Source organism: Heliobacterium chlorum, from assembly GCF_014502795.1.
Taxonomy (GTDB): domain Bacteria; phylum Bacillota; class Desulfitobacteriia; order Heliobacteriales; family Heliobacteriaceae; genus Heliobacterium; species Heliobacterium chlorum.
The window spans coordinates 1-13,392 of the sequence record NZ_JACVHF010000022.1 but is presented as its reverse complement, the minus strand read 5'-3'; the positions used below and the strand labels follow the sequence as shown (position 1 = coordinate 13,392).

Genomic DNA, 13,392 nt, shown 5'->3' with positions numbered 1-13,392 from the left:
TCTGACGATTCGAGAAAGGGGACTATTAAAACTAGTGAACAAGCGGCGATACTTGGGATTCTTAGTATTGTTCGTGCTATTCGTTGTCTTGCCTATACTCACATCGATATTAAAGCTCTATGTAGACTGGCTTTGGTTTAGCTCGGAAGGCTATTCCGGTGTATTTACAACCCGTTTTCTAACGTCCTGGGGGTTGTCCCTTGCTGTTGGCACAGCGGCTTTTCTCTTCTTTTATGTCAATCTGCGCTTGACCAGGGAAGTGGTCAGCAAAGCTCTGCAATTCGCCCGAAACATGGAATCTCATCCACGGCTGTTTTCCTTAAGTGATTGGCTAAAACCTGAGTACCTCAACAAAATCTTTTTGCTCATCAGCTTTCTGGCAGCTCTAGTCGTGACTCAGTTGACTTCTGGCGAGTGGCAGAGCCTTTTGCTAGCGTTGCAAAGTGAGAGTTTTGGCATCGCCGATCCCTTGTTTCAGCGGGATGTAGGATTTTATCTATTCCAGTTACCCTTCTGGGAATTGATTTACCACATCGCCCAAGCGACTCTGCTGCTGACCGCCTTTTCGTTATTCATCGTATACCAGGTGTCCAACACACTCGGTTTTGGCAAAGTAGGGTGGGGTGAACTTCCCCGCGCCCGTTTTCACTTGGCTGGTATCGGGGCTCTGTTTTTCCTCGGCAAAGCTTTGGGCTATCAATTAGATATGTGTAATCTCGTCTATTCCCCCCGAGGGGTTGTTGTCGGCGCCAGCTATACCGATGTACACGCTCAACTGCCTGCGTACCAGATACTCACTGTTGCTGCGGTGGTTACGGCGGCCCTGCTGCTTTTTGCTGTGGTCAGACGGAGGATCCGGTGGGCCCTCTACGGTGTCGGTACACTCGTGGCACTGTCTCTCGTGGTGGGTCAGATTTATCCCGCCTTGGTTCAGCGGTTCAAGGTAGAGCCGAATGAATTCGTCATGGAAAAACCCTATATTGATATGAATATCCAGTACACCAAGTTGGCCTTTGGACTCGATCGCATTCAGCATGTGCCTTTTTTGATGAAAAACGACTTGAGTGCTGCCGATATCAATGCGAATAATGATACCTTTTCCAGTATCCGCTTATGGGACTGGAGACCTCTTCAACAGACCTACAGCCAACTTCAGGAGATTCGCCTGTACTATAAGTTCAAAGGTATCGATATCGACCGGTATATGGTCGATGGACAAAAACGGCAAGTCATGTTGGCGGCTCGAGAGTTAGATACTACGGCACTGCCCGATTCGGCAAAAACCTGGATCAATCAACGTCTGCTCTACACGCATGGTTATGGAGTGGCCATGAGTCCCGTCAATGAAGCGACCTCTGAGGGACTGCCGAAATTCTTCTTAAAGGACGTTCCACCGAAAGCGACGTCAGAGAGCCTGCAGATAAACCGCCCGGAGATCTATTTTGGTGAAACGACCGGCGACTATGTGATCGTTAAAACGGCAACCAAAGAATTCGATTATCCCTCCGGTGACGATAATGTCTACTCAACCTATCAAGCCGATGCCGGTCTGCCCGTAGGCTCTTTTTGGCAAAAACTCGTCTACGCTGCCTATTTCGGTGACCTGAAACTGCTGTTGTCATCGGAGATCTTACCGGAAAGCCGGGTGCTCATGGAGCGGAATATCGTCGATCGCTTGCAACAAGTGGCTCCCTTTTTACGTTTTGACGATGATCCTTACTTGGTTATTCAGGACGGCCGTCTTGTCTGGGTGGCTGACGCTTATACCGCATCGAACCGCTACCCTTTTTCTCAACCGGCTGCTGGGGCAGGCAATTATATTCGTAACTCAGTCAAAGCGACTGTTGATGCCTACACCGGCAAAATGACCTTTTATTTAAGCGATCCGGAAGATCCGATCATTCGCAGCTTTACGGCTATCTTCCCAGGCATGTTCCAGCCAATGGAAAGCATGTCTCCGTCGTTGCGGGAACACATTCGCTACCCGGAAGAGTTGCTTAAGATTCAAAGCCGTGTATACGCCACCTATCACATGGAGGACACTGGCGTATTTTATAACCGGGAGGATGAATGGCATCTCCCGCAAGTTCGGTCTGGAGAAAAGGAACAACGGGAGATTGAGCCTTACTACACCTTGTTAAAATTACCTGGTGACAATCGTCCAGAATTCACCTTGATGACCCCCTATACACCTTCACGGAAAGACAATATGGTCGCCTGGATGGCTGCTCGTTCTGACGGTGAGAATTACGGAAAACTTCTTGTCTATACCTTTCCCAAACAAGAGTTGATTTACGGACCGGCCCAAATCGAGGCAAGGATCGATCAGGACTCCGAAATTTCCCAAAAACTCACCCTTTGGAATCAGCGAGGGTCATCGGTGATTCGCGGTAACTTGCTGGTGTTGCCTGTGAACAATTCGCTCCTGTACATTGAACCGCTCTTCCTTCAGTCGGAGCAGGGAAAACTACCGGCCTTGCGACGAGTCATCGTCGTCTTCGGTGAACGAGTTGTCATGGAGGAAAACTTAAATACGGCGTTACAACGAATCTTTGGCAAAGGCATATCAACAGGAACCACGGGAGAGGTCGTCCCGGGGCAGCAAGCCCAGCCGGGGCCTGACATTGTGGTCCCGGGACAACCAGCGTTACCTCCATCGGGGGATAATCGGACCGTAGCTGAACTCGCTACCCAAGCCCGTCAACTCTATGACGAGGCAAACGAACGGCTCAAAGCGGGCGACTGGAATGGGTACGGGGAAAAGTTGCGGGAACTGCGTAATTCTCTGGAGACACTGGAGAAAAAGACTCGATAGACTTGGAGGCATATTTTCCATTTCACAATCGCCACTGAGAGTGGTATAATGACGACAAAGCAATGTACCTGCGATGTACGTAAGCCCCTGAATGTTTCTAACCTACATGAAACATTAGGGATTCAAGACCAGCCGCAGCTGTCAAGCCAACTTTTGCTTGGAAGGCAAAAGCGACTGTGAGATGCCCACCTGCGAGTAGCAGGTTTAGAAACCACGGCGCGACGGCATAGGCGGGTACATTGCTCTAATACAAATGGAATCAATAGGAAAAGCAGGTCTGTGGGACCTGCTTTTTTTACGTTCTGCTCGATATGAACATACAAAAAGTCATTGCGATGGAACCATAACCCCGAATAAGGGACATCCTAATCTACGGAGGTGATGGGCTATCTTTGAACAACGGCGGAAGAGTCGGGAGCGGCAGGAGGCAGAAGACCTGGTAATGCTGTGTTCTATTCACGATAGCTATGAACAATCGTCGCGAGACCTATGGTTATTCTTACGACGAGTAACTGCCGCAGCTATTCCTATGCCGGCAGAAGTTCATGAGCTTTTGGAAGACCGGTTGGAGACAGCGATGGTGGTAGCCGAATCAGCGAGGAACGAGCTCGAACGTCGGAGAACCCATTAACCTTCCCTCAGGCGATTTCGTCAGTCGACGAAATCGCTCTTTAAATGGCTCCCTAAACTGTATGTTTACGGAGGAATTAAATCTCGAGCCCTGCTTCTAATTCGACCGGCAGCCAAACATAAAAGGTGGTCCCCTTACCGATAGTGCTTGTCACTGTGATTTTACCGCCTTGGAGTTCTACAAACTCCTTAGCAATCGCCAGACCTAGACCGGAACCGCCCGTTTGACGACTGCGGCTTTGGTCTCCCCGGTAGAAGCGATCAAAAATATGGGGCATATGTTCCGGGGCAATACCGGTACCTGTATCGGAGACAGCGAGTTCGATGCCGTCTTTGTTCATTTCCCTCTGGAAGCGGACTATGATTCGAATGGTCCCACCGGTCGGGGTGTAACGGACTGCGTTATGAAGCAAATTCAAAAAGATTTGTACAGTACGGTCTGGATCGAGATAGAGAAGGGCAGACCTCTCTGTAAGGGGTAAATCGACTAGGAAATCGAGGTTCGATAGTTTTGCTGTTTTTTGAAAAGATTCCTCGATCCTTTCGAGAAGATCGCCCGCATAGATCAACTCTTTTTGGATGGAGAGTTGACGTGTCTCTGCTTTACTCAAGTCATGAAGGTCTGTAACGAGACGGTTCATCCGGCCAATCTCCTCCTGTAAGGAAGAAAGGGAATTGGAATCCCAAGGGATAAATCCGCTCTCCAACGAATCCAGAATACCTTGACTGACCGCTAAAGGAGTTCGCAATTCATGGACCACATCAGCTTGCAGTTGCCGTCGGAGTTGCCTGTCCTTTTGTAGGCGATCGGCCATCGTATTGAAATCAGCGGCCAATTTACCCAGAACTTCTTCTGACCGCACAGGTACACGGTATTCCAAATTCCCTAGGGCAATGTTATGTGCCGCTTGGGCTAGCGTTTCGATTTTTGATGAGAAGAAACGAGATACCAAATAGGCGAATATGAAAGCGATAACAGAAGAAAGGAATGCCGCTAGAAGGTTATTGCGAGTCACTGGCAACAAGAGAAAGCTATGCGTGATCTCAAGTAAACTGTTCGCTTTCGGAATGAGCCAAAAGGTACCCATCTGTTTTCCGTCTACGTTGATAGGATAGCCTTCATCTTTCCTATTGTTTTTCAGTTCTTCTCCTATCAAGGTGTGGCCTTGATCATCTACTAAAACCACATCCCACCAACCATCACCAGCTAAGGTGAAAGAATGATTATGGTTTGAGTCTATCGGTGACCATAGGGGACCATGGGCATGGGGTTCTGTAAATACGAGCTGAAGTTCTCGAGGTAAGATCATTGGCTCAGCCACACCACCAAAAGAGCCCTCTTTTCTGTAATAGTCCTGTAGATTTTTTGTTACCGATTCAGAAAGAGAGTTCTTAAAAGTTGAATTAAAATGTTCCAATACTTGTTCCGTCGAGTAATGACTGATCACAATATTAAGCAACGAAGTCAACAGGATGAAAAGAAAAAAAGACATCAGTATTCGGCGTAGGATCATGGTCTTTCTCCAAAACGATAGCCGATGCCGAAAACCGTCTGTATATAACGCGGTTTTCCCGTTTGGGCTTCGATTTTCTTGCGTAAGTTAAAAATGTGTGTATCTACCGTACGTTCGTAATTCTCAAAAGCCTCTCCGATAGCACCTTCGAGAAGCTGTAATCTCGTAAAAGCGCGACCGGGTTGACGGGCCATCATCGATAAGAGCTTAAATTCGGTTGGCGTCAACGGAATTTCTTGCCCGTTTTTCTCTAAGCGAACGGCATCCAAGTCGAGCGCTAAGTCGCCGTAATGGAGCATATTTCCACTGACTGGTGCGGCTCGATGTCGGCGCAAAACGGCTCGTATACGGGCAACCAATTCTCGCATACGAAAAGGCTTAACGATATAATCGTCAGCACCTTGTTCTAGACCTGACAACACATTTTCTTCATCGCCTAAGGCTGTTAGCATGATGACCGGCACAGCACTTTCCTGACGAACGATTTTGCAGATTTGAATGCCATTTAGCTCAGGCAGCATGATGTCCAACAGCAGGAGGTCAGGGCTTTCTTCCCGTACTATCTTCAGCGCCTCGAGACCGTCGGCGGCCGTAATAACCGAAAATCCTTCACTGGCGAGGAAATGACTGATGTTATCGCGCAGCTTTACCTCATCTTCTACGATTAATAGTTTCGTCAACTGACTCCCCCCGAACTCGTGATAGTGCCTTCGATTTGATATGCGTTTTAGATCTGTATAGACAAAGTTTCTAGTATTTTTAGTATAAACCAAATGGCGGAAATATGGAGTGGATTTGTTTAGCCGTACTTGAATCTAATACCCGTGGGGGTATATAATAATGGCCAAATGGCATCCGTTGATTTCATTGCAATTACGAGGAAAAATAAGATTATACCCCTGATAATAGCTAAGTTTGTCGTCGCCATTTGAGAAAACATGAAGGAGTGGTACCCCATGTCAAAAGATTCTTCGTTTGTAGTTACACTGGGCTTTAACAAAAACAATGAAAATTACGTCACTGTAGCCTTAACGGTGGCCTTAGCCGCCCAGAAAAAAGGGGAACAAGCGTGCCTGTTGTTGCTGGTTGACGGTGTTCATTTAGGGAAAGAAGGCTATGTGGACGATATCAATATCGGCGAACCTTTCCGCCCGGTCCGCGATCTTCTCGCAGACTTCCTGGAATCGGGCGGTCAATTAAAAATCTGCGGTGCCTGTTTGCATCACAACAAGATTGCCAATGATGAACTGCTTGCGTCCGCTGAAATCATCACCGGCAGTGATATCGTCGACCTGCTGAACAATGCTAAGTCGACACTTCAACTGAACTAAGAACATAACTTTCCTGCCATAGTACGAAAGAAAGGCTGGCCCGAAGCCAGCCTTTTTCCTTTTTTAGTATCTGTTTAGATCATCCTGTATTCTGTACGATGTTAGCTTTCTTCCGCTAAGAGAGATTCTGTTTGCTTTCGCCCGATTAACTTATATCGCTCAGCCAGCTTACCATACCAAGCGGCAGCTTGCACCTGCAGGATGAAGGCCAATGTTACGACGAGAGCAGCCTGAGGACCGAAGGCGGTAATTGCTAATCCGAGAGCGATAGAAAGGTTTCTCATTACGGTGCCGTAAATCAAGGCAACGCCATCGCTATAGTTGAAAAACAACCGGGTTGCTAAGGTGCTCAAGGTGAAGTTAATGATGTAGAACACCAGTAGTGCGATAAGAATACCGCCGATCAATTGGGGTTGAGCGAGGACGGCTTTTGATTTCATCGAGATGGAAGAGAAGATAACCGCCAACATAGCCCAGAAGCTAACCGCTGGCAGGTAGGGTTTGATGACTTTTTGGAAATGTTCTCTTCCGTAGCGGTTCAGAATTTGTTTGAAGGTAAGGTGTCCTAAAATTAATGGGAGGAAGACGACAATTGCGATAGTGATGAAGGTTTTCATCAGATCGACGTGTACATACTTGCCTACCATCAGCAACAAGTAAAATGGTGCCAGCAATGAGCCAATCACAAGGCTGAGTGCCGTCATTTTTACGGCGGCTGGAACATTGCCTTTAAACATCATCGTCCAGGAAATGGTCATACCGCTTGTCGGAAGTAATCCTGCGATAGCCAGCCCGGCCATCATGGTAGGATCTGATACAAGAAAAGCCTTTCCTAATCCCCAAGCGAGCAGAGGAATCAACAGGAAGTTTATCACTAATGAGACTCCTACGACTTTTGCATGGCTGAAATCAAAAGATTCCTTGAGATTCAACCCAATCATCGTAGGATAAATCATTAAAAAGGTGCAAATCAGAATAAAGTCACTTAGAAAACGGGTATCCACCCACAAGCCCGTGACAAAACCGAGGCTTAACGCAATGGGGATACTCAATACGGGGTTTTTGGAAGGCCAAAATAACATTTTTTTACCCATTTGAATCTCCCTTTGCTTTAATGAAAATCCTTGCTTGATTTCCCTACGATATAACTACTTTGTGGGCGACGAAACCGGCAATTACAACGAGGGTTGCTAAACGGTGTAACACAGGTTGTGATTTTTGGAAACCAGTGTAGGCGACAACGGCGATAGCCATTGCGGCAATCATACCTGTGGCATTTGCGACCGGTTTATCAAAGCCCATTTGCATCAACGCGTAGATGGCGTGTCCGAATACTCCTAAACCGGCAATTAATCCGAGACCACGGTGAAGGCCGTAGATAGTACCATTTTTACTGAAACGGGCGACGACAGCCAGCAGAAGGGAGACAGCGAGCAGGGGAACGATAATTTTACCGCTTACATCAACCTGCTGAGCGATAGGGTCTTTCAGGGGACCGTCGGCCCAAGCCGCTGTCGGGCTGAGCATGAGAAGTGAGATGGCCGGAAGTAACGAACGAACGTTCATTAAAAAAACTCCTTTCAAATTCCCTTGAGATAAATGGTTTACATCGACTAGGATAAACTAGGAAAAACCAAAACTAATTGAGGAAATATCAAGAAGTTGTCAAGAATTTGAGCAGAACATTGCCATTCTATCGGTGCAACCCTCATTAAGCGAGCACTGATCCGAGCTGAAACGAAGAAACCCGCATCCCTTATATGACAAGGGGTGCGGGTTTCTTCATGATGTGACAAAATCCAAATGCGTTATGATTGGTTTGCAATTTTGGAAGGTATAGACTTACCGAGTTCCTTACCAATTGAATTGAAGTTAGACATGAATACGTTCAAGAGTTCATCACTCGGTTCCACGATAAACCATTGATCATCGACTTTTGCAAGCTTAATATCTATCGTTTGATCGGTGAATGATTCCACGTTGGTTTCCTTTTGCTTCTTTATCGCCGTGACAATCATCTGTTTCGTTTCTTCCTCGGTCATTTTAACGCCTGAGAAGGCGCCAGTTAATGCCTTGGTAAAAACGTTTCCGAGAGTCGCCTTGAGAAGGGGAGTACCATCGACGAATTTAAAGTTAACCGTTACGGTGGCGTTATTGTTCTTTACTTGTGCGTTCGTTATGGTGTATGTAATTTTGCCTGCGTTTTCTTTGAAATAGTCGAGGAAATAGGTTTGGTACTGATTTTCATTACCGAGTTCCGAAATCTTTTCTTTGCCGTTTGCGTCAGAGTTCGCGACCAACGCAGACATTTTGGTGAGGTCATATTTTTTCCCCGCTTCAAGAAAATAAGAGACTGTGGTTTCCGGTTTGGGAGAAAGAGAGCAACCTGCTAGAAAAAACAATCCGACCACAACGAGCAGACTAATGAGTTTTCGCAACTTCACACACTCCTTTTACATAATTTTACAATCGACACTTAGATTATATTCGTTTTGGGAGAGGAATTAAATCCCTTTTTCTAAAAAATGTATTTTTGTGCCAAAACAAACCCTCTAAGGTAGATCGCCAGAGGGTTTGTTTTGGTTTATTCTTTGTGATAATTCTAGCGGTGCATCTTACCGAGAAAGATGGAAAGTATGTCGCGGCATATAGATTTCTGATTAAAAGGATGCTCAATGAGAAGACTCGTATTGAGTAGCTCCTTTCTCCTTGCCCTATCATTTGCTATGTGGTAGTATAATCATATACAACTTGGTAGTAAATAAAGTGGGGAATGAAGAATATGCTTACGGTCGTAGAAGCCGTAGCCATACTGACGGAAGCCGGTATCACTAACAGCCCCGAGATTCTTCGACGATGGCTTCGACAGGGTAAAATCAAAGGAGAGTGTCTTCATCGAGCGGCTGGCTGGAAGGTGGATGAGACAGACCTTCACCGTTTTATTAAGGAGCATTCTAATATAACCCGGCTGAAGTTATCAGCGTTAGAAGCGGAGGTCGAACGATTATTGGGAAAACTTGCCGAGGTAACAGCGGAGAGAGATGAACTACGAGCACGACTAACAACTATACTTGAAACTGCTAAACGGAAGCGTTTTCCTTGACAGGTAGCAGTCTTATCTCCCCCAAGAATCCACATCGACGGGGAGGTTTGGCACCTCGACGTTGGCTCATCGCATCTTGGAGGTGAACTTCTTAGATTTGAACAGAGAGTAAGATGAGGGATATTAGGTCTGCATTGGTTGGGGGAATAAGGGATTAGTTTAAGGGGACAGAACATTGAAAGCCCGCCAGTTATGGCGAGCTAAAAACTTACCTGCATAAATCTCTGACTAATCTGGTTCGCCCTCGATAAGAATGTGAGTGACCTAGATTAAAAGTCGTACTTCCGCTCATTCTGTGATAATGTCTGCGACCTTGAACATAGACCGCCGGTCCAGTTACACCACCATAAAAATGAATGTGGTTAACACTTACCGAAGTACTACCAAAATAGCGATGCCTGTGCCCTCTAATATTGGGTTGACATGATGTGGTACCACACATACGGTGTCGATGCCCTCTGGATCGTCTGGTGAGAAACGAATATCTGTGGTTATGAATTTTAACCCCCTCCTTCAAGACTAATAACCCTGATACACCATATTCTGGAAGGCAATGCAAGGTGATAGTTGAAACGCTACACGAAACTATGAGTTCGGGTGGAAGTAAATAAGAAGATTTGCTGTTTATAGAGTGCGAGGGAACTGTTATGAAGAATCGATTTAACATCGCTAGCAGATGCCCCCCCATAACGGCAGCTCGTACGAAACAGAAAAAGCCCGCTGGTGAAGGCGAGCATTTTTTGGTTTCATGTCCTGAGTTCGGCAGCACTACAGTTACACTTCAATTTTGACGGGTATTCGACCGAAAATCACGGTTGCCCACCGGGGGTACAGAAGATGAGCGAGGATAGAAGGATGAGTGGCAGTTTTGGGGGCAGTGTTGCCGGTGGGGGGTATGGTGGAGGGAGGGGGCGTAGAAGGGATTTTGGGGAAGGTAGGGGTTACGATTAATTGTTAGTTGAGATTTGTATCACTGGATCGTTTTCATCCCAAGAAACGTTTGCACTGAGTAACTCTTGAATAAAACTGAGGGGAACCATCGTTTGGCCGTCTAAATTTTTAGGGGGATGACTAAGACTTATTTCTTTACCGTTTTTCCATGCCATATACGAATCAATAGAAAATTGATATGTTGAATCTTTATCAATTACAGTAATTGATTGAGTCCTCCCATCCCATTGAATGTTTGCTCCCATGGCATTAAGTATTCCTCGGATGGGTAGATAAGTCTGATCAATATACCATGACGGTTTTTGGTTGATATCCAACTTCTGACCATTTACAGAAATCTGCTGTGCTATTGCTTCTTCGTTTGGCACAATACGAATTTCAAAATCCTTCGAAAAACCCCCACAATGAAGAGTTAAAACAGTAGAGCCTTCTGAAATGGGGAGTATTGTACCTCTTCTTCCTAGCCTTGCAATCTGTTCATCCGAAAAAGCATATTCCGCCGCAAATAAAGTTTCACGAGCTCCATTGGTTAAAATTCCAATTTCGTAAGGATAAATATGGGAATTGAAGGGAATGAGATATGCTCCATCTTTCTTGAAAATAGGATACGGGTCACCTAAAGCGACCATCATGCTTTCCCGGAATGAAAGCTCGACGTCTTTAATTGGTCTAACGTGCACGTTTATCTTAGCTGTATGTCCTTTGTAAATTGCGTTAATTACAGTATTACCCTCGAAAATACCTGTAATTACACCAGCTGTACTTTCTTCTTGACCTACGCTAACGATAGAGAAATTATCGGACATCCAAAACGACCGATAATCTACATTCGTTTCTAATCCATTGTTATCAACAACTATAAAATCAAGTTTCTTTAACTCACCAGGGTAGAGAGATAAAACATTATCGGCTGGTAATGGCTGCGTCGAATAACAATCTCTTAAGAAGACCGAAGATATAAATTCATTTTCTTCATTAGCCATTACTGAATTGGGTAGTAAAGTTATAGAAATTGCTATAGCGATTATTAGAAATGAAATCTGAATAAACCGTTGATTTAATAAGCCCATGCTAAGCCTCCTCAAATCATGGAAAAACACATTCTATCATTACCATCATCGTACCACTATGTAACTCATTTCTCCATAATATCCATTAGCCCCAATATGATTTTACTATTGATTGGATATAGGTTTATTGAGTGGCCCACTATGACCAAATTGATTCATCTCGGTTACTTCATGGAGATAGCCCTTAATCTCGAAATATGGTGTCTCACTATCTAAGAATGGATTATTTTCGTAATACTCTTTCGGAATAAAAGCTGTTAGGGGTACAACATCATTAGGTTTAATATTCAGCTTATTATCACTTGCCTCGATTTTGGCGTTGTTCATCGTTCGCCCGTTCGATATTTTTATTAGATAGCTGACATAAACAACGTTTTGCTTAATGACGTGAGAGCTACCGTTTGTTAAACGCAGTGAATACGAAGTACCCTCGGGTAACGTAGTGACGTTAGTGATCTCTATGGTGATTTTATCAACTTCAGCAGAAATATCAGAAGATACCTCATTTTTCGGTGGCAAAGACGAACATCCGGCGATATTCAAGAATGATAGAGTAATAAAGATTCCTGAGATAGCAAAATATCTTCGGAAAGTATGTTTCTTAATGACAATCAATCCTCCAATTTCTTTATGTTGGAAGTTGATTCGACTAATGATTTACTTTTCCTTTAATTTAAACGGAAAAAGGCGGTAACACTTCGTTAAAACCCCCCACGTGCGGCGTACCCGGTTTGTTGAACACACAGGAGTGAGATAAAATAACTCTTGTGGAGGCGAAGGAAATGGCGAAAACGGGTAAACGATACTCAGCAGAATTTAAAGCGGATACAATACGGATGATTACGGAAAAAGGCCGAAGCGTCACCAGTGTAGCCAAGGACCTGGGTGTAAGTGAGCAGACCATCTACCGCTGGATGGAAGGTGAAAAAGTGAAGGAACATCCGGACCAGGCACGGATCATCGAACTCGAATCCGAACTAAAAGCCGCCCAGCGGAGGATTCTCGAACTGGAGGACTCGGTGACCATCCTAAAAAAGGCCACGGCACTCTTCGTAATGCAACCCCGGAAGTAAGGTACCGGTTTATCCGGGACCACCGCTCCGAACATCCGGTGAAGAAGATGTGCCAGTTATTTGAGGTCTCTCGGAGCAATTATTACGCTTGGAAAAACCGTAAGCCCAGCCAAAGAAAACAGACAGACGCGCAATTGGTCGAAGCCATTAAAGAGAGCCATCAAGCCAGCGGTGGCATATATGGAGTCGACAAGATCTTGGCGGATGTACGGGAACAACAACCGTGCAGCCGAAAGCGTGTACACCGGCTCATGCGTGAAAATGGTATCCGGTCCATCCGGCTCCGGAAATATAAAGCGACAACGAACTCAAATCATAAACTTCCCGTAGCCGAAAACCTTCTGAATCAAAATTTCAAGGTAGACGCACCGAATAAAGTATGGGTAAGCGACATTACCTATATCCCCACCGAAGAAGGGTGGTCCTATGTAGCTACCGTAAAAGACCTGTTTCATAAAGGCATTGTGGGCTGGGCTATCGGGAGTACAATGACACGGGAATTAGTGATTCAGGCACTAAAGAGTGCGATTCAAAGACATCGACCCACTGCGGGCCTTATCCATCACTCCGATCGCGGCAGCCAATATTGCAGCAAAGAATATCAAGCCCTGTTGAGCCAACATCACATGAAAGCCAGTATGAGCCGGAAAGGAAACTGCTATGACAATGCCTGTGCAGAAACCTTTTTCAGCACCATGAAGAATGAACTCATTCACCTGAGGAGATTTACGACTCGCGATGAGGTACGCGAGGCAATATTTGAATACATCGAAATATTCTATAATCGCAGACGAAGACATCAGAGCTTGGATTATATGACACCAGAAGCGGTTTAACCCCATTATTTTTGAGCCGATCGCCCTTATTCAAATGAATGCGTAAGATCTCATTTTAGAGAAGGCAAA

13 protein-coding genes and 1 other RNA gene are annotated in these 13,392 nt (G+C 45.4%); 6 read left to right on the top strand and 8 right to left on the bottom strand.

Annotated elements, in window-relative coordinates:
• Nucleotides 1-34: 34 nt before the first annotated feature.
• The 3 genes from H1S01_RS15870 to H1S01_RS15860 all read left to right on the top strand — a co-directional run bounded on the left by H1S01_RS15870 (nt 35) and on the right by H1S01_RS15860 (nt 3,446).
• Nucleotides 35-2,815 carry a UPF0182 family protein gene (locus H1S01_RS15870; RefSeq protein ID WP_188041399.1) on the top strand — a complete coding sequence of 927 codons (2,781 nt, stop codon included), beginning with the start codon at nt 35-37 and terminating at the stop codon, nt 2,813-2,815.
• 62 nt (nt 2,816-2,877) lie between these two features.
• Nucleotides 2,878-3,056, top strand: a non-coding RNA gene (gene ssrS, locus H1S01_RS15865) — 6S RNA.
• A 201-nt stretch (nt 3,057-3,257) separates the two neighbouring features.
• Nucleotides 3,258-3,446, top strand: a complete 189-nt coding sequence (locus H1S01_RS15860; RefSeq protein ID WP_188041398.1) for a hypothetical protein — start codon at nt 3,258-3,260, stop codon at nt 3,444-3,446.
• 76 nt (nt 3,447-3,522) lie between these two features.
• Here H1S01_RS15860 and H1S01_RS15855 read toward each other — a convergent pair whose 3' ends face one another.
• Both H1S01_RS15855 and H1S01_RS15850 read right to left on the bottom strand, forming a co-directional pair.
• Nucleotides 3,523-4,533 (bottom strand): sensor histidine kinase, encoded by a 1,011-nt coding sequence (locus H1S01_RS15855; protein WP_423751930.1) that lies wholly within the window; start codon nt 4,531-4,533, stop codon nt 3,523-3,525.
• A 422-nt stretch (nt 4,534-4,955) separates the two neighbouring features.
• Nucleotides 4,956-5,639, bottom strand: coding sequence for a response regulator transcription factor (locus H1S01_RS15850; protein WP_188041396.1), 684 nt, complete (start codon nt 5,637-5,639; stop codon nt 4,956-4,958).
• A 276-nt stretch (nt 5,640-5,915) separates the two neighbouring features.
• Between H1S01_RS15850 and H1S01_RS15845 the strand changes: the two genes are divergently transcribed.
• Nucleotides 5,916-6,290, top strand: coding sequence for a DsrE family protein (locus H1S01_RS15845; RefSeq protein ID WP_188041395.1), 375 nt, complete (start codon nt 5,916-5,918; stop codon nt 6,288-6,290).
• Between the two features lie 101 nt (nt 6,291-6,391).
• On the opposite strand, the gene H1S01_RS15840 is transcribed toward H1S01_RS15845, so the two are convergent.
• The 3 genes from H1S01_RS15840 to H1S01_RS15830 all read right to left on the bottom strand — a co-directional run bounded on the left by H1S01_RS15840 (nt 6,392) and on the right by H1S01_RS15830 (nt 8,728).
• Nucleotides 6,392-7,372 carry an arsenic resistance protein gene (locus H1S01_RS15840; protein ID WP_279287025.1) on the bottom strand — a complete coding sequence of 327 codons (981 nt, stop codon included), beginning with the start codon at nt 7,370-7,372 and terminating at the stop codon, nt 6,392-6,394.
• 55 nt (nt 7,373-7,427) lie between these two features.
• Nucleotides 7,428-7,856 (bottom strand): hypothetical protein, encoded by a 429-nt coding sequence (locus tag H1S01_RS15835; RefSeq protein WP_188041393.1) that lies wholly within the window; start codon nt 7,854-7,856, stop codon nt 7,428-7,430.
• A 242-nt stretch (nt 7,857-8,098) separates the two neighbouring features.
• Nucleotides 8,099-8,728 carry a hypothetical protein gene (locus tag H1S01_RS15830; RefSeq protein WP_188041392.1) on the bottom strand — a complete coding sequence of 210 codons (630 nt, stop codon included), beginning with the start codon at nt 8,726-8,728 and terminating at the stop codon, nt 8,099-8,101.
• A 344-nt stretch (nt 8,729-9,072) separates the two neighbouring features.
• On the opposite strand from H1S01_RS15830, the gene H1S01_RS15825 reads away from it, so the two are divergent.
• On the top strand, nt 9,073-9,393 hold the full coding sequence (locus tag H1S01_RS15825; RefSeq protein ID WP_188041391.1) for a hypothetical protein: 321 nt from the start codon (nt 9,073-9,075) through the stop codon (nt 9,391-9,393).
• A gap of 208 nt (nt 9,394-9,601) precedes the next feature.
• Here the strand turns inward: H1S01_RS15825 and H1S01_RS22575 are convergent, their stop codons facing one another.
• The 3 genes from H1S01_RS22575 to H1S01_RS15810 form a co-directional block, all read right to left on the bottom strand.
• Nucleotides 9,602-10,060, bottom strand: a complete 459-nt coding sequence (locus H1S01_RS22575) for a YmaF family protein (RefSeq protein WP_188041390.1) — start codon at nt 10,058-10,060, stop codon at nt 9,602-9,604.
• Nucleotides 10,061-10,340: 280 nt separating this feature from the next.
• Entirely contained in the window at nt 10,341-11,414 is a 1,074-nt protein-coding gene (locus H1S01_RS15815) for a stalk domain-containing protein (RefSeq protein ID WP_188041389.1), read from the bottom strand.
• A 105-nt stretch (nt 11,415-11,519) separates the two neighbouring features.
• Complete coding sequence (locus tag H1S01_RS15810) at nt 11,520-12,029, bottom strand: hypothetical protein (protein WP_188041388.1); 510 nt, start codon at nt 12,027-12,029, stop codon at nt 11,520-11,522.
• A gap of 167 nt (nt 12,030-12,196) precedes the next feature.
• Between H1S01_RS15810 and H1S01_RS15805 the strand changes: the two genes are divergently transcribed.
• Nucleotides 12,197-13,323, top strand: a protein-coding gene (locus H1S01_RS15805) for an IS3 family transposase (RefSeq protein WP_188041387.1) whose coding sequence is annotated in 2 segments (ribosomal slippage) — nt 12,197-12,443 and nt 12,443-13,323 — 1,128 coding nt in all. Because the reading frame shifts where the segments join, the coding sequence is not laid out codon by codon here.
• Nucleotides 13,324-13,392 lie beyond the last annotated feature (69 nt).

Excerpts from the sequence above, each read along its gene's own strand:
- H1S01_RS15860 (WP_188041398.1), top strand. The coding sequence starts at position 3,258 with ATGCTGTGTTCTATTCACGATAGCTATGAACAATCGTCGCGAGACCTA.
- H1S01_RS15855 (WP_423751930.1), bottom strand. The coding sequence starts at position 4,533 with ATGGGTACCTTTTGGCTCATTCCGAAAGCGAACAGTTTACTTGAGATC.
- H1S01_RS15845 (WP_188041395.1), top strand. The coding sequence starts at position 5,916 with ATGTCAAAAGATTCTTCGTTTGTAGTTACACTGGGCTTTAACAAAAAC.
- H1S01_RS15840 (WP_279287025.1), bottom strand. The coding sequence starts at position 7,372 with ATGTTATTTTGGCCTTCCAAAAACCCCGTATTGAGTATCCCCATTGCG.
- H1S01_RS15835 (WP_188041393.1), bottom strand. The coding sequence starts at position 7,856 with ATGAACGTTCGTTCGTTACTTCCGGCCATCTCACTTCTCATGCTCAGC.
- H1S01_RS15825 (WP_188041391.1), top strand. The coding sequence starts at position 9,073 with ATGCTTACGGTCGTAGAAGCCGTAGCCATACTGACGGAAGCCGGTATC.
- H1S01_RS22575 (WP_188041390.1), bottom strand. The coding sequence starts at position 10,060 with ATGTTAAATCGATTCTTCATAACAGTTCCCTCGCACTCTATAAACAGC.
- H1S01_RS15815 (WP_188041389.1), bottom strand. The coding sequence starts at position 11,414 with ATGGGCTTATTAAATCAACGGTTTATTCAGATTTCATTTCTAATAATC.